This is a genomic window from Streptomyces sp. MAR4 CNX-425 (assembly GCF_048656465.1).
GTDB lineage: Bacteria > Actinomycetota > Actinomycetes > Streptomycetales > Streptomycetaceae > Streptomyces.
Genome location: NZ_JBMDLF010000001.1, coordinates 821,393 through 839,090, shown reverse-complemented (window position 1 = coordinate 839,090; position 17,698 = coordinate 821,393). Strand labels below are relative to the sequence as shown.

Sequence of the window (17,698 nt, the reverse complement as noted above, 5' to 3'; positions counted from 1 at the left end):
CGCGTCCGCGGAGGCGGCCCCCGCCGCGACGCGTCAGATGTCGCGGAACGTCTCGATGCGGGCGCCCACCGAGTTGAGGCGGTCCGCCAGCGACTCGTACCCGCGGTTGATGACGTAGACGTTGCGCAGCACCGACGTGCCCTCCGCCGCCATCATGCCCAGCAGCACCACCACCGCCGGCCGCAGCGCCGGCGGACACATCATCTCCGTCTCGCGCCACCGCGTCGGGCCCTCGACCAGCACCCGGTGCGGGTCCAGCAGCTTGACCCCGGCGCCCAGCCGGGTCAGCTCGGTGAGGTAGATGGCGCGGTTGTCGTAGACCCAGTCGTGGATGAGCGTCGAGCCCTGCGCGGAGGCGGCGATGGCCGCGAAGAACGGGACGTTGTCGATGTTGACGCCCGGGAACGGCATCGGGTGGATCTTGTCGATCGGCGCCTGCAGCTTCGACGGCCGTACGGTCAGGTCCACCAGCCGGGTACGGCCGTTGTCCGCGGTGTACTCCGGGGTGCGGTCGAGGTCGAGGCCCATCTCCTCCAGCACCGACAGCTCGATCTCCAGGAACTCCACCGGCGCCCGCCGCACCGTCAGCTCCGACGACGTGACGACGGCCGCCGCCAGCAGGCTCATGGCCTCCACCGGGTCCTCGGAGGGGGAGAAGTCGACGTCCCGGTCGATGTGCGGCACGCCGTGCACGCGCAGCGTGGTGGTGCCGACGCCGTCCACCCGCACGCCCAGGTGCTCCAGGAAGAAGCAGAGATCCTGGACCATGTAGTTGGAGCTGGCGTTGCGGATCAGGGTCACGCCGTCGTGCCGGGCCGCGGCCAGCAGGGCGTTCTCCGTCACGGTGTCGCCGCGCTCGGTCAGCACGATCGCGCGGTCGGGGGCGATGTCCGGGACGACCTCGCAGTGGTAGACGCCCTCGGTCGCCGTCACGTCCAGGCCGAAGCGGCGCAGCGCGGTCATGTGCGGCTGTACGGTCCGGGTGCCGAGGTCGCAGCCGCCCGCGTACGGGAGCTTGAAGCGCTCCGCGCGGTGCAGCAGCGGGCCGAGGAACATGATCACGCTGCGGGTGCGGCGCGCGGCCTCGTGGTCCATGGAGTCGAGGTCCAGCTCGGCCGGCGGCACGACCTCCAGGTCGCAGCCGTCGCCGATCCAGCGCGTCCGCACCCCGACGCTGTTGAGCACCTCCAGGATCCGGAAGACCTCCTCGATCCGCGCCACCCGGCGCAGCACCGTGCGCCCGGAGTTCAGCAGCGTGCCGCAGAGCAGCGCGACGCAGGCGTTCTTGCTGGTCTTCACGTCGATCGCGCCGGAGAGGCGGCGGCCCCCGCTGACCCGCAGGTGCATCGGGCCGGCGGTGCCGAGGGCGACGATCTCGCTGTCGAGCGCCTCGCCGATGCGCGCGATCATCTCCAGGCTGATGTTCTGGTGGCCGCGCTCGATGCGGTTGACGGCGCTCTGACTGCTGCCCAGCGCGCCGGCCAGCTGACTCTGCGACCAGCCCCGGTGCTGCCGGGCGTCACGGATGAGCCTGCCGATGCGCACGAGGTAGTCGTCTGCCATGACTTGGACGCTATCTCACATATGAGATGCCCGCGCATTCAGGCGGTTCGCGTCCTCGAACGTCACCGGTGTGCCGAATGCGGCCTTTCGGGTGGCCCGGCGCAGCGCCGCCAGCACGGCCCGCCCGAGGGTGAGCGTGCACACCGCCGTCACCACCGCGCGCGGCAGGTCCCAACCCAGGGAGGTGGCAAGGCAGTACGCGACGAAACGGGCGAGGTTCTCCGGCAGCGGATCGCCCGCGACGAACGACACGCCCGTAGACATACCGCTCAGATACGGCCACCCCTGGAGATTCATGATCGTGCCGTAGAGAACCGACGCGATTGCTCCATACGAGGCAAGCAGCCACAACTCCCGCCGCCCCCGCAGCCGCTCCGCGCCCGGCAGCAGCCCGGCACCCATAGCGACCCAGCCCATCGCGAGCATCTGGAACGGCATCCAGGGCCCGACCCCGCCCGTGAGCAGGGCGGAGGCGAACATCGTCACCGCCCCGAGCACGAACCCGAAGCCCGGCCCCAGGACGCGGCCGGAGAGCACCATGAGGAAGAACATCGGTTCGATCCCGGCCGTCCCGGCGCCGAGGGGGCGCAGGGCGGCGCCCACGGCGGCGAGTACGCCGAGCATGGCGACGGCCTTGGCGTCGAGGCCGGAGTCGGCGATGGTCGCGCCGACGACGGCGACGAGGAGGGGGAGGAGGGCGGCGAAGAGCCAGGGGGCGTCGCCGGAGTGCGCGAGGCCGGAGTCGGGTCCGGCCAGGAGCGGCCAGCCGAAGGCGGCGGCGCCGACGGCGGAGACGAGGAGCAGCGCGGCGGCGGAGACGGGGCCGATGCGGACCACGCGGAGGGCCTGCGGCCGGCGCGGCGCGGCGGGGGCGTCCGCGGGCGGGCTTCCGTGATCTTCGGGGGTCACGCCGCCGCCTCCAGGGCGCGCCGGACCTGGGCCACCGTCAGCCACGGCGCACCGGCCGCGGCGGCGCCGCCCGCCGCCGTCAGGATCTTCGCCACCTGCGGCGCGAACGACGGCGACGCGACGACCACCTCCGCGGTCGGCCCGTCCGCCACCACCTCGCCGTCCGCCAGGATCACCACCCGGCGCGCCAGCTCCGCGGCCAGCTCCACGTCGTGCGTCGCCAGCACGATGGCGTGCCCCGCCGCGGCCAGTTCGCGCAGCACGCCGACGAGCCGGGCCTTCGCCGCGTAGTCGAGGCCGCGGGTCGGCTCGTCGAGCAGCAGCAGCCGGGGGCGGGCGGTGAGGATCACGGCGAGGGCGAGGGTGAGCCGCTGGCCCTCGGACAGGTCGCGGGGGTGCGCGTCGTCCGGTACGCCGGGCAGCAGCTCGGCGACCAGGGCCCGGCAGGTGCCGGCCGCGGCCCGGGCGTCGGCGTCCGCGGCGGCGCACTCCGCGGCGACGGTGTCCGCGTACAGCAGGTCCCGCGGATCCTGCGGTACGAGCCCGGCGTGCCGCAGCAGCTCGGCGGGCCGGGTGCGGTGCGGGGCGAGGTCCCCGAGCCGTACGGAGCCGCCGGCCGGCCGGTGCATGCCGACGAGGGTGGCCAGCAGCGTGGACTTGCCGGCGCCGTTGCGGCCCATGAGGGCGACGGTCTCGCCGGCGGCGACGGACAGCGACACCCCGCGCAGCACCTCGGCGCGCCCGCGCCGCACGGTCAGCCGGTCGGCGTCGGCGGCGGGGCCGGTGAGGGGGGCGAGGGCCGCGGCCGGTGCGGGAGCCGACGGCGGGGCGGGTGCGCGGGCCGGCGGCGGCGCCTCTGCCAGCCGCTCCCGGAGCGGCGCCGCCCGGCGCCGCGCGTCCCGTACCGTCAGCGGCAGCGGGGACCAGCCCGCCAGCCGCCCGAGCGCGACCACCGGCGGCCGGACGGGGGAGACCGCCATCATCTCCGCCGGTGCGCCCGTCTCCGGCGCGGCGCCCGGGGACGGCAGGACGACGACCTGGTCCGCGTACTGCACCACCCGCTCCAGCCGGTGCTCCGCCAGCAGCACGGTCGTCCCCAGGTCGTGCACCAGCCGTTGCAGCACCGCCAGCACCTCCTCGGCCGCCGCCGGATCCAGCGCCGACGTCGGCTCGTCCAGGACCAGCACCCGCGGGTGCGGCGTCAGCACCGAGCCGATCGCGACCCGCTGCTGCTGGCCGCCGGAGAGCGCGGCGATCGGCCGGTCGCGCAGCCCGGCCAGGCCGAGCAGGTCGAGGGTCTCCTCCACCCGCCGCCGCATCGTGTCGCGCGGCAGGCCGAGCGACTCCATGCCGTAGGCGAGCTCGTCCTCGACGGTGTCGGTGACGAAGTGGGCCAGCGGGTCCTGTCCCACCGTGCCGACGACGTCGGCCAGTTCGCGCGGCGGGTGCGTGCGGGTGTCGCGGCCGGCGACGGTGACGCGGCCGCGCAGGGTGCCGCCGGTGAAGTGCGGCACGAGCCCGCAGACCGCGTTCAGCAGTGTCGACTTGCCGACTCCCGAGGGGCCGACGAGCAGGGCGAGCTCGCCCTCGGGCACGGTCAGGTCCACGCCCCGGATCGCGGGCTCCGCCGCGCCGTCGTAGACGACGGACACGTCCTCGAAACGGATCACTTGGCGCTCTCCTCGGTGGGTGGTCCGGCGGCGCGCCGCGGCACCGGCGCCACGAGCGCGGGCAGCAGGCCGAGCAGGCAGGACGCGGCGGGCCACAGCGGCAGCTCGGGCGCGGTCAGCGGGACGACGGTGGGGTGCAGGACGCCGGGGGCGTAGGAGTTGGCGTAGATCATCAGGCCCCCGACGGCGGCGCCGGAGGAGGCGACCAGCCACGCGCGCGGCCCGAAGCGGTCCGGCCGGTAGCGGCTGCGGACCGTGCGGCGCCCGCCGAGCCACAGCCCGCCGGCCGCGGCGGCGGTGCCGAGCGCCAGCACGGGCAGGCCGTAGCCGGCGCCGGAGGAGGCGAGCAGCCCGTACGTGCCGGCGCAGACGCCGAGGAGCCCGCCGAGGGTGAGCGCGGCGGTGGTGAGCCGGACGGCGCGGGGGAGCCGGGCCGTCCGGCCGTAGCCGCGGGCGTCCATCGCGGCGGCGAGCGCCACCGAACGCTCCAGCGCGCCCTCCAGCACGGGCAGCCCGACCTGGAGCAGGGCCCGCGGCCCGCGGTCGTCGCGGCCGCGGAGGCGGCGGGCGCGGCGCAGGCGGGCCACGTCGGCGACGAAGTGCGGGGCGAAGGTCATCGCGACGACGACGGCGACGCCGAGTTCGTACAGCGCGGCGGGGAGGGACTTCAGCAGGCGGGCGGGGTTGGCGAGGGCGTTGGCGGCGCCGACGCAGATGAGGAGGGCGGCGAGCTTCATGCCGTCGTAGAGCGCGAACGTGAGCTGTTCGGCGGTGACCCGGCCGCCGAGGCGGACGCCCTGCGCCCACTCGGGGAGGGGGACCTCGGGGAGGGTGAAGAAGGTGTGGGTGCCGGGGATGGGGGAGCCGAGGACGGTGGCGAAGAGGAGGCGGACGGCGATGACGAGGAGGCCGAGCTTGAGGAAGAGGGAGTACGAGCGGGCCCAGGGCGCGTCGGTCCGGCGGGCGGCGACGACGTGGCCGGCGACGGCGACGAGGAGGGCGAGGAGGAGGGGGTTGGTGGTGCGGGAGGCGGCGGTGGCGAGGCCGAGGGCCCAGAGCCACCAGGCGCCGGCGTGGAGGGCGTTGGTGCGGTCGGCGAGGGGCGGCCGGAGTGCGTCGAGGGCGCGGCGGGCGGGGTCGGCGGTACCGGTGGGTGCGGGGGCGGCGGAGGTGTCCGCCGGGTGGTGACGGGGCCGGGGGTTCCCGGCGGCGCGTGCGGGGGTCGCCGGGGTGACCGGCGTGGCCGGGGCGGCGGGCTTGTCGGTGCTGTGCGGCCGGCCCGCGCCGGCGGCCCCGCCCGCGGCGCGGGGCGGTCCGGCGGGGTGCGGCGTGCCGTCCGCCGGGCCGGGTACCGGGCCGTCCGACGGACCGCCCGACGGGCCGTGCGCCGCGCCCTCCGTCTGGCGGCGTGCCGCGTCCGGCTCTGTGCCGACCACCGCGTCGGACTCCGGGCTGCCCGCCGGGCCCGGCCGCGGGGCCGCGCCTCCCGGGTCGGCGTCGCGCCGGTCCCGCGCGATGGCCGGAGCGGCCCGCGGGCGGGTGGCGCGCGGTGCGTCGGGGCGGTCGGCGGCGGGAGGCGTCATGTCCGGCGTCGGCGCAGCTGCCAGACGGTGAGCCCGCCGAGGACGGCGACCATGAAGACGCCGCCGATGAGGCCGGTGGCCGGGCCGGATCCGTCGTCCTCGCCGGCCGCCTCTGCGCCGTCGGCGGAGGCGGTGCCGTCGCCGGCCGCGGAGCCCGCGTCGCCGCCCGCGTCGGTGGTGTCGTCGCCGCCGCCGGACGCCGGCTCGGCGCAGCCGCTGCGCGGGTAGCCGTCGATGGCGCAGAGGAGCCCGCTTCCGTCGTAGCGCAGGGGTTCCGCGACGGCGGCGAGGGCGTCGCCGAGGGTGGCGTCCCCGGGGACGACGGCGCACTCCGTACGGGCCGGGGGCGGGGTCCGGCCGTCCGGGGCGTCCGCGGCGGTGCCGAAGTCGATGACGAGGGCGACGCGCTTGGCGCCGTCGGCGGGCGCGGTGTCGCCGCAGACGGCGTCGAAGCCGGCGGCCCCGCGGGGGCGGGGCCCGCCGCCGGACTCCCGGCTGACGGCGAACCGCACGCCGTGCACGTCCCCGTCGGCGGGGCGCGCGATGCCGGGGCCCTTGGTGGCGTAGACCCACGAGTCGCCGTCCCGGTCCCAGAAGGACCAGTACCGGTACCCGTCCGCCGCCGGCCCGGCCTGCGCGGGCCCGGCCGCCCCGAGCACCACCGCGGCGCCCGCGGCCCCGGCCACGAGGGCGCGCAGGACCCGCCGCCACCCGCGGCGGGGGGCGGCCGGCGGGGAACCGGCATGCGCCGGGGCGCCGGCGAGCCGACTCGCGCTGCGCCGGACCCGGGGCCCGGCGGGGTTCGCTGCCCTCGCGCCACCGGCGCCTGCCGTCGATCCCGCCGGTGCCGGGCTCGCGGGTGTCTCGTGCGTCCGGCCGCCCGTCCCGCGCTCCGCGCGCCTCACGCGTTCCTCTTTCTCCGGGCGCTCGCCAGCAGCCCGATCCCCGCGCCCGCCGCCAGGCCCACGCCCAGCAGCGTCCACACCGCGACGCCCGGGCCGTCGTCGTCCGACGACTCCTCGTCCATCTCCGCGGCGCCGGTCGCCGGCTTCTCCGCGGTCGGCCGCGGACCGGTGGCGTTGAGGCGGGCGACCAGGTCCGTGTCGCCGCCGAAGGCGCCCGGGTCGGCGTCGACCGCGGCGGCGGCGAGGATCAGGGTGGCCAGCGCCGCCGGGTTGTCCTTCGTCCAGGGCAGGGTGCTCTTGTCGCGCTCCAGCCAGCCGTACGGCTCGCGTGCCGCGCTGCGGTGGCCGTTCGCGGCCAGCGCGATGGCCGCGACGGCCGTGGCGTTGTGGTCGGGGCCCTCGCCCGTCATCGACGGGAGGTGTTCGCCGCCGGCCGCGAGCTTCCGTGCCAGGTAGGCCGCGCCGGCCTGCGCCGCCTGTGCCGGGGACGGGTCCGCCACGCAGGCGCCCGTCTTGACCGGCTCGTCCTTCCCGCTGTCCGCCACGTCCAGCCCCTCCAGCGCGTACCCGAGGCCGTTGCCCGTGCCGGCGAGGACGGCGGCGGCGCTGGCGTAGTCGTTGGCGAACAGCGCGCCGTCCTTCTCGGGCTGGTACGCGTACGCCCCCCGCTCGGCCTTCTCCGCGTCGCAGCCGAGTTGCAGCGCGGCCAGGGCGTCGTACGGGCCGGCGCCGCCCGCCGTCGTCCGCTCCGGCCGCTCGCCGGCCGCGGCGAGGGCGCCGACGACGACCGCGGTGGAGTTGGCGTCCGTGGGGCCGCCGGGGTTGAAGCCCCAGCCGCCGTCGTCGTTCTGGATCTTCTTCAGCCAGGCCAGCGCCTTGTCGACGGCCTTGCGCTCCCCGCCCGTCGCGGTCAGCGCCTGCACCGCGGCGGCCGTGGCGTTGGTGTCCTCGGTGGCCGCGTCGCAGGGCTTGGCGACGTCCGGGCGGTACGCGGCGAAGCCGCCGTCCGCGCACTGCTGGCCGGTGAGGAAGTCGACCGCCGCGGGCGCCGGGCGGAGGTGCTGGGTGCGCTGGGCGAGGAGGGTCAGCGACTGCCGCCAGACACCGTCGAACTCGGGGTCCGCGGTGCCGTACAGGCCCTCGGGCAGCTTCTTCTGCGCGGGCGCCGTCTGCGGCGCCGTCTGCGCGGCGGCCGCGGCCGCCGTCACCGGGCCGGCGAGGGTCAGGGGCAGCAGCACGGCGGCGGCGAGTGCCGCGCGCGTGCCGCGGGCGGCGGCGGTCCGGCGTATCGGAGGCATGGCGGAGCGGGGGCCTTTCGTGACGGCGGCCGGCACAGCCGGCCACGGCCACCCGCCCGCGCCTGCGGCGCGCCGGGGTGCCGGGCTCAGCTCCGCAAACCGCGACGGACGGGGCCCGGGGCCGGCGTCGGTGCCGGCGTGTGGCCCATGAGCCTGCCGCGCTCCGCGGGTGCTCCGGCTCGTACGGGCCATGGCGGCCGCACTCACGGTTGCGGGTCAGCGCCGGATTCGCACCGGCTTCTCCTGCGGGGCGCGGTTGAAGTTGTCGCCGCTCACCCTACCGTCCCGTAGCCGCGGAGGTCAGCGCCGGTCCCGGCCAGGGGGCGCGGCTGACGAGGGCGGTTTCCGTCCGGGGCGGGTACGGGACGTGCGCCGCCGCCCCTCAGCAGCAGTCCGGGTCCGGCCCCGCCGGCAGCCCCGCGCCGCCGAAGACCGCCGTCGTCGCCTCGTCGCCGCCGACCGCCGCGACGGCGAGCAGCAGCGACCCCGCCGTCCACGAGGTCAGCTCGGCGGGCCAGATCGCGTCGTCCTCGAAGACGTACCCCGTCCAGTACATCCCGTCCGCCGCGCGCAGGTGCTTGAGCCAGCGCAGGAGCTCCAGCGCGCGCTCCCCGTCGCCCGCCGCCCACAGCGCCAGCGCCAGCTCCGCGCTCTCGCCGCCGGTCACCCAGGGCCGGTCGCCGACGCAGCGCACGCCGAGCCCGGGCACGACGAAGCGCTCCCACCCGCGCTCGATGCGCTCCACGGCGGCCGCGCCGGTGACCGCGCCGCCGAGCACGGGGTAGTACCAGTCCATCGAGAAGCGGTCCTTGTCGAGGAACCGCCCCGGGTGCCGGCGGATCGCGTGCGCGAGCCGGCCGAGGGCCGGCGCCCAGCCGGGCCGCGGCTCGCCGAGCCGCTCGGCGGCGGCGAGGGCGCAGCGCAGCGCGTGGTGGACGGAGCAGGAGCCGGTGAGCAGCGCGTCGGTGAGTACGGGTCCGGCCGCCCCGGCCGCGGACTCCTCCCGCTTCCAGCCGATCTCCCCGCCCGGCTGCTGCGTCTCCAGGACGAACTCCACCGCCGCCCGTACCACCGGCCACATCCGGCGCAGGAACGCCTCGTCGCCCGTGGCCAGATAGTGGTGCCAGACACCGACCGCCGGGTAGGCGCAGAAGTTCGTCTCCCGGCCCCGGTCGGTCGGCCGCGCCGCGTCGCCGTCGGCGTACGCCGCGTACCAGGAGCCGTCCGCGAGCTGGTGCCGGCGCAGCCACTCGTACGCCGCCTCCGCCCGCCCGTGCTCGCCCGCGGCGTCCAGCGCCATGGCGGCCTCGGTGTGGTCCCACGGGTCGAGGTGGTGCCCGCGGAACCACGGGATCGCCCCGTCCGGCCGCTGCACCGCGGCGATCCCGGCGACGGTCTGCCCCACCTCGGCGGCGGAGAGCACGCCGGGCCGTACCAGGTGTTCCGCCCGCGCGGAGCCGGTCACCGGCCGCCCTCGTGCGGCTTGGTCGCGTAGACCACGACGCTCTTGCCCATCACCGGGTCGAGCAGCCGCTCGGCGAGCCTCGTCGCCAGCGGCTTCTTCATGATGTCCCAGACCAGCAGCTTGTGGTACGCGCGCACCGCCGGCGAGGTGTCGTTGTCCACGCCGACCGCGCACTTGATCCACCAGTACGGCGCGTGCAGCGCGTGCGCGTGGTGGAGGCCGTACGGCCGGAGGCCCGACTCGCGGATCCTGCCGACCAGTTCGTCCGCCTTGTAGATGCGGATGTGGCCGCCCTCGACCTCGTGGTACGCGTCGGAGAGCGCCCAGCAGACCCGCTCCGGGCCGTGGCGCGGGACCGTGACCGCGATCCGGCCGCCGGGGCGCAGCACGCGCACCGCCTCGGCGAGCAGGCCCTTGTCGTCGTGGACGTGCTCCATCACCTCGGAGACGATCACGACGTCGAAGGCGTCGTCGGGGAACGGCAGCGCCAGCGCGTCGCCCTCGACGGCGGTGGCGGCGGCGCCGGCGGGCGCCTCACCCGCCTGGTGCATCGCCGCGAACCAGCGGGCGACCTCGCGGATCTCGTCGCCGTCGCGGTCGAGCGCGACGACGCGGGCGCCGCGGCGGTAGCACTCGAAGGCGTGCCGCCCGGCGCCGCAGCCCAGGTCGAGCACGCGGTCGCCGGCGGCGAGCGGGAAGCGGGTGAAGTCGACGGTCAGCAAGGCTCCTCCGGAGGGGTGGACGGGAGGCGGCGCGCGGTGGCGCCGCGGCGGTGGCCGGGCCGTGACCGGCGACCGGTCATCCGCGGTCACCGCCCGCCGCGCGCATGCGGGGCGCCGCCGGGCGGCTTCGCGGCCGGGTACGGGGGCCGGGGGCGGCGGCCTGCGCCGCTATCGCCTCCCGGTAGCGCGCCACGGTCAGCTTCGCCGCCGCCGCCCAGGTGAAACGGTCCAGCACGCGCGACCGGCCCGCCGCGCCCAGGCGGTCGCGCAGCGGGGCGTCGGACAGCAGCCGGGCGAGGGCGGCGGCCAGGGCGCCGGCGTCGCCCGGGGGCACCGCCAGGCACGTCTCGCCGTCCGGCCCGGCGACCTCCGGGATCGCGCCGCCGGTGGTGGCGACCAGGGGGACGCCCGTCGCCATCGCCTCGGCGGCGGGCAGCGAGAAGCCCTCGTACAGCGAAGGCACGCACGCGACCTGCGCGCTGCGCAGCAGGCCGACCAGCTCGTCGTCGCTGATGCCGGTCACGAACCTGATCGCCCCGCCCAGCCCGAAGCGCTCCACGGCCTGCGCGACCGGCCCGTCCTCGGCCCGCTTGCCGACCACCACCACGTGCGCGTCGGGCTGTTCCGTACGGACCTTCGCCAGCGCCTCGACGAGGTGGACCAGCCCCTTCAGCGGCACGTCCGCGCTCGCCGTCGTGACGATCCGGCCGGGCACCCGCGCCACCGCCGCGTCGGGGGTGAACAGGCCGGTGTCCGCGCCGATCGGCACCACGTGGACCCGCTCCGGCGGGACGCCGAGCTGCTCGGTGATCTGCGCCCGGGACGAGCCGGAGACGGTCAGCACGCTCGGCAGCCGGCGCGCGACGCGGCGCTGCATGCGCGTGAACCCGTACCAGCGGCGCACCGAGTAGCGCTTGCGCCGGTCGGGGGCGGCGGCCAGCTCCAGGTCCCGGTCCACGGTGATCGGGTGGTGCACGGTGGTCACCAGCGGGGCGCCGAGGGCGCGGGGGCCGCCGAGGAGGCCGTAGCCGAGGGTCTGGTTGTCGTGGACGACGTCGAAGTCGCCGCGCCGGGCGGCGAGGTGGCGGCGGGCGCGGAGGCTGAAGGTGAGCGGCTCGGGGAAGCCGCCGGTCCGCATGGTGCCGACCTCGACCAGGTCGATCCAGTCGCGGTACTCGCCGCGCGCGGGGGTGCGGAAGGGGTCGGGCTGCCGGTAGAGGTCGAGGCTGGGCAGCTCCGTCAGGGTGACGCCGGCGTCGAGTACGGGGTAGGGCTGGGCGCCGAGCACCTCGACCCGGTGGCCGAGGCGGGCCAGCTCGCGCGAGAGGTGGCGGATGTAGACGCCCTGTCCACCGCAGTAGGGGTTGCCCTTGTAACTGAGCAGGGCGATGCGCAGTGGCACCTCGGCGGTCACGTACGGCCCCCTTCTCACTGCAGTTTCGCCGGAGCGTAACCGCTCGCGCTAATCTAGAACAAGTTTCAGGCAGACGTGCGGCGGCTTCGAATCTACCGGTTGGTAGCGAAACCCGCCCACCGGCACTGCCGTCGGGGGAAGCACGGCACAGATCGGGACACATGACGACAACATCGAGGGCCGGCGTCCCGGGCGTCCCGGGCGGGTCCGGCCGCGGCCCCGCCCGGCCGCCGCTCACCGCGCGCCAGGAGGCGCGCCGCCGCGGCATCCTGCGCGCGACCGCGGAGCTGGCCTGCCGGGGCGGCTTCGACGCCGTGCAGATGCGGGAGGTCGCGGAGCAGGCCGGGGTCGCGCTCGGCACGCTCTACCGGTACTTCCCCTCCAAGATCCACCTGCTCGTCGCCACCCTCCAGGACCAGCTGCGGCAGCTGCACGAGACGCTGCGCAAGCGCCCGCCGACGGCCGCCGACCCCGGCGCCCGGGTGGCGCAGACCCTGCTGCGCGCCTTCCGCGCGCTCCAGCGCGAACCGCAGCTCGCGGACGCGATGGTGCGCGCGCTGAGCTTCGCCGACCGCTCGGTGAGCTCCGAGGTCGACGTCACCTCCCGGCTGACCACGACGATCATCCTGGACGCGATGGGCGCCGGCGCCCGGCCGACGCCGGAGCAGCTGTCGGCGGTGCGGGTGATCGCGCACACGTGGCACTCGGTGCTGATCACCTGGCTGTCGGGGCGCGCGTCGACCGCGCAGGTGCGGGTCGACATCGAGACGGTCTGCCGGCTGGTCGACCTGGTCGGCGACGCGCCGCCGGACCGGGCGCGCACCCCCGGGCCGTAGCCGCGGGCGGCGGTCCGCGGGAGCCGGGGGCGCGGCCCGTAGAGTGCGCTGGCATGAGACTGCCGTACGACCGCTACCCCGCCGAAGTCGTCGCCCAGACCGGGCTGCTGCGCCGCACCGTGCGCGCCGCCGACCCCGGCACCCGGGTCCCCACCTGCCCCGACTGGGACCTGGGCGAACTGGCCGTGCACGTGGGCGGCGCGCACCGGTGGGCGGCCGAACTCGTCCGTACCCGCGCCACCGAGGAGCTGGCGGACGAGGCGGTGCCCGGCTTCACCGGCCCCGACCGGCGCACGGCCGCCGGGCTCGACCGCTGGCTGGCGGAGGGCGCGGAGCTGCTCGCCGCGCAGCTGCGCGCCGCCGGGCCGGACGCCGGGGTGTGGACGTGGGCGGACGAGCAGCGGGCGGCGTTCTGGGCGCGGCGGATGACGCACGAGACGGTGGTGCACCGGGCGGACGCCGAGGGGGCGGCCGGCGTGGAGTTCGCCGTCGACGCCGACGTGGCGGTGGACGCGATCGACGAGTGGCTGGAGATCCTGGAGTTCGCGCAGCGCGGCGGCGACGCGGACCTGGCGGCGCTGCGCGCCCCGGAGTTCGCGGGCTCGGGCATCCACCTGCACGCCACGGACACGCCGCCGGAGGCCGGCGCGGAGTGGCTGATCGAGCTGGGGCCGGAGGGGTTCACCTGGCGCCGGGCGCACGCGAAGGCGGCGGTGGCGCTGCGCGGGCCGGTGGCGGACGTGCTGCGGGTGTTCTACCGGCGGCTGCCGCAGGACAGCGACCGGGTGGCGGTGCTGGGGGCGACCGGACTGCTGGACGGCTGGCTGGCCGCGACGGCCTGGGGGTGACGGCCCGGGGGTGACGGCCCGGGGGTGACGGACTTGGGTGACGGGCCGGCGCCGTACGGCGGCCCCCCCCGCCCGGAGCTCCGGGCGGGGGCCGTCGAGGGGACGTGAGGCCCGGCGGCGGCGTGTCAGGCGCCGCGCTGGATACCCGTGGTGTCCTGCAGCACGCCGCGGCGGCCGTCCTGGGTCTGGGCGACGAGCGCGGCCCCGCGCTGGTCGACGGCCAGGTACCAGATGCCCGGGGCGAGTTCGGCGATCTGGGCCGACGAGCCGTCCTCCGCGAACAGCGGCCGGGCCGCCGGCACCGCGAACCAGAACGGCGCGAAGGACCCGCCCGCGGGCTGCGGCGCGGCCTGCGCCTGCTGCGGCCGCTGGTCCGCCTGCGGGGCGCCCGGGCCACCGGGCTGCGGCGCACCCGCGCCGGGGCCGCCGTACGGCTGGGGCTGGCCGCCGCCGTACGGGGCGCCGCCCTGCGGACCGCCGGGCTGCGGGGCGCCGGGGCCGGGCTGGCCGCCGCCGGGGTAGCCGTAACCGGGCTGCGGCTGGCCGCCGCCGTACGGCGCGCCGGCCTGCGGGGCGGGGCTGCTGGACAGCAGGCTCGCCTTGAGCGCCGGGACGGTGTGGCCGAGGATCGCACCGGCGGCCATCGCGAGGTTCGCGATGAGCCCGAGGATCAGGCCGATGCCGATGCCGACATCGTCGCCGGCCGCCTTGTGCGCGCCGCCGAAGAGCATGAACAGCGAGCTCAGGAGCGCGGCCGCCGTCAGCGCGGTCCCCCACTGGTCGAGCCGGAGCCCGCCGAACTCGCGCTCGCCGGTCTTCGCCCGGCCCAGAACGATGAGCACGGCGGCGAAGATGCCGTTCAGGAAGACCGCGGGCAGCACGGGGAAGTGGTCGGAGTCCCAGCCGTTGGGCACATCGCAGTCGACCCCGCTGGGGCAGTCCACCGAGGCAGTGCTGAGGAACGAGGCGATAATCAGCAGCAGCGCTGCTCCGATCACTACGCCGTCGCCCCGAGTGAGTGAGCGGATGTTCACGAAATGTCCTTTACGTCTTGGTCGTTGTCGCTGGTGCCAATGCCGTTCCCAACGCCGCTGAGCGTGAAATGCCGCCCCATCGTACGGGTCGGTGGATCGGCCACATCGGGCCCCCTGGCCCCGAGTCCCCCTTGTTCCCCCGGTGTGCTTTTCCCGGTCCGTCGGTGGCCTGCGCCTACCCTGCCAGGAAAGCCCCGATGCCGTTCGTGATTCCGTGCGCCGCCCGCTGCCGCCATGCGGCGTCCGTGAGCCGGTCGGCGTCCTTAGCGTCCCGCATGTTGCCGCATTCGATGAAGACTTTGGGCACAGTCGAGAGGTTCAGCCCGCCCAGATCGGTGCGTACCGTGAATCCCGTGCCGTTGCCCACATAGTTGGAAGGCTTGCTTCCGGTTCTCTTCGCGAAGTGCGCCTTCAACTCCTCGCCCAGCTTCCGCGACGGCTTCACGATGGCGGCGGTGTCCGCCTTTCCCTCGCTCACCCGGCCCGGCAGGATCACGTGGAACCCGCGGGCCCCCGGCCCGCCGCCGTCCGCGTGGATGGAGACGACCGCGTCGGCCCCGGCCCGGTTGCCGGCCTCGGCGCGCTCGTCGATGCACGGCCCGTAGGCGCGCGAGCCGTCGTGCGTGAGCCGCACCTCCGCGCCCTGGGCGCGCAGCAGCGCACGGGTCCGCCGGGCGACGTCGAGCGTGAAGTCGGCCTCGGCGTAGCCGCCGTTGGTGGCCGTGCCGGTGGTGTCGCACTGCTTGCGGAAGGTGCCGATGTCGACCTTGCGGCTGATCTCGGCGACGTGGTCGCGGTTGTGGGGGTTGTGCCCGGGATCCAGCACGATCACCTTTCCGGCCAGGGGCTTCTCGCCCACCTCCGGATCCTTCCGCTGCGTGGGATCGGCGTCGGCGGGGCGGCTCGGGGAGGAGGACGCCGACGGGGCCCGACCGGGTTCCCGCCCGCCCGCCCCGGAGTCGTCGCCGTCCGCCGCCTGCCACACCAGGACACCCGCGAAGGCCAGCGGGGCCACGGGGGCGAGGAGGAGGAAGGTGCGGAGGGGCCGCCGGTTCTGGCTGGACACCCGTGCGACCGTAGCAGAAGGATCGGACGCTCAGATTCCCGCGCCGGTACGGCGCAGGACCCTCAGGCTCCGGGTCGCGGCGGTCTCCGTGAACGCCCCGGAGGCCAGCGCGCGCCGGTAGACGCGGTACGGGGCCTGCCCGCCGTCCGCCGGGTCCGCGAAGACGTCGTGCACGGCCAGCAGGCCGCCCGGCGCCAGGTGCGGGGCCCAGCCCTCGTAGTCGGCGGCGGCGTGCTCGTCGGTGTGGCCGCCGTCGACGAAGACCAGCCCCAGCGGCCGGTTCCACACCGCGGCCACCTGCGGCGAGCGGCCGACGACGGCCACGACGTGGTCCTCCAGACCGGCCGCGTGCAGGGTGCGGCGGAACGCCGGGAGGGTGTCCATCAGGCCGGTGACGGGGTCGACGAGCGCGGGGTCGTGGTACTCCCAGCCGGGCTGCTGCTCCTCGCTGCCGCGGTGGTGGTCGACGGTGACCGCGACGACGGCCGGGCGCCCGGCCGGCGCGGGGCCGGCGGCGCGGGCGGCGGCGGCGAGCAGGATCGTGGAGCGGCCGCAGTACGTGCCGACCTCCAGCAGCGGGAGCCCGAGGGCGGCGGCCTCGGCGGCGGCGGCGTAGAGGGCGAGGCCCTCGTCGCGGGGCATGAAGCCCTGCGCGGCTTCGAAGGCGGCGAGGACGGCGGGGCCGGGCTCGTGCTGCCGTTCGCGTTCCAGCTCCATCGGGGCTGCCTTTCGTCGGTCGGTGTGCGCGGCGCCGGGGCGGTCGGCGCGGCCCGGGCGGCCGGTGCCGCGTACGCGCCCGATCCTGCCCCATGGACCTAGGACCGCAGTCGGATGGCCCCTACACCGATATCCCCGTGCGGGTTGTCGGAGGCTGGTGCGACCATGGACGCCATGCCCCAGTCACCACCCGGAACGCGGCCGTCGGCCGCGGCCGGGCGCCGCGCGGCCGCGCCGCTGTGGGTCGTCGTGCTCACGGCGTGCGCGGGCCAGTTCCTCGTCGTCCTCGATGTCTCCGTCGTCAATGTCGCACTGCCGTCCATGCGCGCCGACCTGGGGATGAGCGCGTCGGGCCTGCAGTGGGTGGTGAACCTGTACACGCTGGCCTTCGCCGGGCTCATGTTGCTCGGCGGCCGGGCCGGGGACCTCTTCGGCCGCAAGCGGGTCTTCCTCGTGGGCCTCGCCCTGTTCACCGCCGCCAGCCTCGCCGGCGGGCTGGCGCAGGAGTCCTGGCAGCTGCTCGCCGCCCGGGCGGCGCAGGGCGTCGGCGCGGCGGTGCTCGCGCCCTCGACGCTGACGCTGCTCACCTCCGCCGTGCCCGAGGGCCCCGCGCGGGTGCGCGCGATCGGGACGTGGACGGCGGTCGGCGCGGGCGGCGGGGCGGCCGGCGCGCTCATCGGCGGGGTGCTCACGGACGCGCTGTCGTGGCGCTGGGTGCTGCTGATCAACGTGCCGGTCGGCGCCGTCGTCCTGGCCGGCGCGGCGCTGTGGCTGACCGAGAGCCGGGGCGGGCCGCGGCGGCGGCTCGACGTCCCCGGCGCCGTCCTCGTCACCGCCGGGATCGGCGCCGTGTCGTACGGGATCGTGCAGACGGAGAGCCACGGGTGGACGTCGGGCGCGGCGCTGGTGCCGCTGCTCGGCGGGCTGGCGCTGGTCGCCGCGTTCCTGGCGGTGGAGGCCCGGACGCGGGAGCCGCTGGTGCCGCTGGGGCTCTTCCGGCTGCGCTCGGTGTCGGCGGCCAACACGGCGATGTTCGTCACCGGCGCGGCGATGTTCTCCTCCTGGTACTTCCTCTCGCTCTACATGCAGAACGTCCTCGGCTACACGCCCGTCGAGGCCGGCCTCGGCTTCGTGCCGCACTCGCTGACGATCGTGGCGGCCTCGAAGCTGGCGCCGCGGGTGGTCGCGCGTACGGGCGCGAAGGCACTGGCGATCACCGGGGTGCTGATGGCGGCGGGCGGCTACCTGTGGCAGAGCACGTCGGGCGTCGGCGGGGAGTACGTCACGGACGTTGCCGGGCCCGGGATCCTGATGATGGCCGGGGTGGGCTTCATGGCCACGCCGCTGGCGCACCTGGCGACCTCGGGCGCGCCCGCGGGCGACGCGGGCGTGGTGTCCGGGGTGATGAACACGTCGCGGACGATGGGCGGCTCGCTGGGGCTCGCGGTGCTGTCCACGGTGGCCGCGACCCGGATCGGCGCCGGCTCCGGGCCGGAGGCGCTGGCCTCGGGGTACTCGGTGGCGTTCCAGACCGGCGTCGGGATCCTGCTGGGCTGCGCCGCCCTGATGCTCATAGCCCTGCCCCGCCCGGCCGCCGCCGCGCCGGAGCCGGCGAAGGCGTGAGCCGGGGCGGGCGGGGCGTACGGGGCGTACGGGCCCCGCGGCCGT

Annotated in this window: 15 protein-coding genes and 1 riboswitch; of the genes, 3 read left to right on the top strand and 12 right to left on the bottom strand. The window is 76.6% G+C overall.

The window, feature by feature from the left end; all coding sequences use genetic code 11:
* Positions 1-33: 33 nt before the first annotated feature.
* The 9 genes from ACHZ99_RS03605 to ACHZ99_RS03565 form a co-directional block, all read right to left on the bottom strand.
* Positions 34-1,563, bottom strand: coding sequence for a helix-turn-helix domain-containing protein (locus ACHZ99_RS03605; RefSeq protein WP_420302825.1), 1,530 nt, complete (start codon positions 1,561-1,563; stop codon positions 34-36).
* Positions 1,564-1,578: 15 nt separating this feature from the next.
* Positions 1,579-2,400 carry an ECF transporter S component gene (locus ACHZ99_RS03600; protein WP_420303194.1) on the bottom strand — a complete coding sequence of 274 codons (822 nt, stop codon included), beginning with the start codon at positions 2,398-2,400 and terminating at the stop codon, positions 1,579-1,581.
* A gap of 68 nt (positions 2,401-2,468) precedes the next feature.
* Positions 2,469-4,142: an ABC transporter ATP-binding protein gene (locus ACHZ99_RS03595; protein ID WP_420302824.1), complete on the bottom strand. Its 1,674-nt coding sequence runs from the start codon at positions 4,140-4,142 to the stop codon at positions 2,469-2,471.
* Positions 4,139-5,725, bottom strand: a complete 1,587-nt coding sequence (locus ACHZ99_RS03590) for a CbiQ family ECF transporter T component (RefSeq protein ID WP_420302823.1) — start codon at positions 5,723-5,725, stop codon at positions 4,139-4,141. The genes ACHZ99_RS03595 and ACHZ99_RS03590 overlap by 4 nt, the downstream gene beginning before the upstream one ends.
* Positions 5,722-6,411, bottom strand: a complete 690-nt coding sequence (locus tag ACHZ99_RS03585; RefSeq protein WP_420302822.1) for an SCO2322 family protein — start codon at positions 6,409-6,411, stop codon at positions 5,722-5,724. The genes ACHZ99_RS03590 and ACHZ99_RS03585 overlap by 4 nt, the downstream gene beginning before the upstream one ends.
* Before the next feature lie 215 nt (positions 6,412-6,626).
* The gene (locus ACHZ99_RS03580) at positions 6,627-7,928 is read right to left on the bottom strand and encodes a hypothetical protein (protein WP_420302821.1); all 1,302 of its coding nucleotides are present in this window, start codon (positions 7,926-7,928) and stop codon (positions 6,627-6,629) included.
* A gap of 167 nt (positions 7,929-8,095) precedes the next feature.
* Positions 8,096-8,173, bottom strand: a riboswitch (cobalamin riboswitch).
* A 137-nt stretch (positions 8,174-8,310) separates the two neighbouring features.
* On the bottom strand, positions 8,311-9,393 hold the full coding sequence (locus tag ACHZ99_RS03575; protein WP_420302820.1) for a prenyltransferase: 1,083 nt from the start codon (positions 9,391-9,393) through the stop codon (positions 8,311-8,313).
* Positions 9,390-10,115: a class I SAM-dependent methyltransferase gene (locus ACHZ99_RS03570; protein ID WP_420302819.1), complete on the bottom strand. Its 726-nt coding sequence runs from the start codon at positions 10,113-10,115 to the stop codon at positions 9,390-9,392. The genes ACHZ99_RS03575 and ACHZ99_RS03570 overlap by 4 nt, the downstream gene beginning before the upstream one ends.
* A gap of 76 nt (positions 10,116-10,191) precedes the next feature.
* Complete coding sequence (locus ACHZ99_RS03565; protein WP_420302818.1) at positions 10,192-11,529, bottom strand: glycosyltransferase family 4 protein; 1,338 nt, start codon at positions 11,527-11,529, stop codon at positions 10,192-10,194.
* A gap of 161 nt (positions 11,530-11,690) precedes the next feature.
* On the opposite strand from ACHZ99_RS03565, the gene ACHZ99_RS03560 reads away from it, so the two are divergent.
* Both ACHZ99_RS03560 and ACHZ99_RS03555 read left to right on the top strand, forming a co-directional pair.
* Positions 11,691-12,365 (top strand): TetR family transcriptional regulator, encoded by a 675-nt coding sequence (locus tag ACHZ99_RS03560; protein WP_420302817.1) that lies wholly within the window; start codon positions 11,691-11,693, stop codon positions 12,363-12,365.
* Between the two features lie 53 nt (positions 12,366-12,418).
* Positions 12,419-13,213, top strand: coding sequence for a maleylpyruvate isomerase family mycothiol-dependent enzyme (locus ACHZ99_RS03555; protein WP_420302816.1), 795 nt, complete (start codon positions 12,419-12,421; stop codon positions 13,211-13,213).
* Positions 13,214-13,338: 125 nt separating this feature from the next.
* Here ACHZ99_RS03555 and ACHZ99_RS03550 read toward each other — a convergent pair whose 3' ends face one another.
* From ACHZ99_RS03550 to ACHZ99_RS03540, 3 genes are all read right to left on the bottom strand, one after another.
* Complete coding sequence (locus ACHZ99_RS03550) at positions 13,339-14,247, bottom strand: hypothetical protein (RefSeq protein WP_420302815.1); 909 nt, start codon at positions 14,245-14,247, stop codon at positions 13,339-13,341.
* A gap of 175 nt (positions 14,248-14,422) precedes the next feature.
* Positions 14,423-15,313 carry an N-acetylmuramoyl-L-alanine amidase gene (locus ACHZ99_RS03545; RefSeq protein WP_420302814.1) on the bottom strand — a complete coding sequence of 297 codons (891 nt, stop codon included), beginning with the start codon at positions 15,311-15,313 and terminating at the stop codon, positions 14,423-14,425.
* Between the two features lie 30 nt (positions 15,314-15,343).
* Positions 15,344-16,030, bottom strand: a complete 687-nt coding sequence (locus ACHZ99_RS03540) for a class I SAM-dependent methyltransferase (protein WP_420302813.1) — start codon at positions 16,028-16,030, stop codon at positions 15,344-15,346.
* 165 nt (positions 16,031-16,195) lie between these two features.
* Here ACHZ99_RS03540 and ACHZ99_RS03535 point away from each other — a divergent pair, with 165 nt between their 5' ends.
* Positions 16,196-17,653: an MFS transporter gene (locus tag ACHZ99_RS03535; protein WP_420302812.1), complete on the top strand. Its 1,458-nt coding sequence runs from the start codon at positions 16,196-16,198 to the stop codon at positions 17,651-17,653.
* The last annotated feature ends 45 nt before the right edge of the window (positions 17,654-17,698 follow it).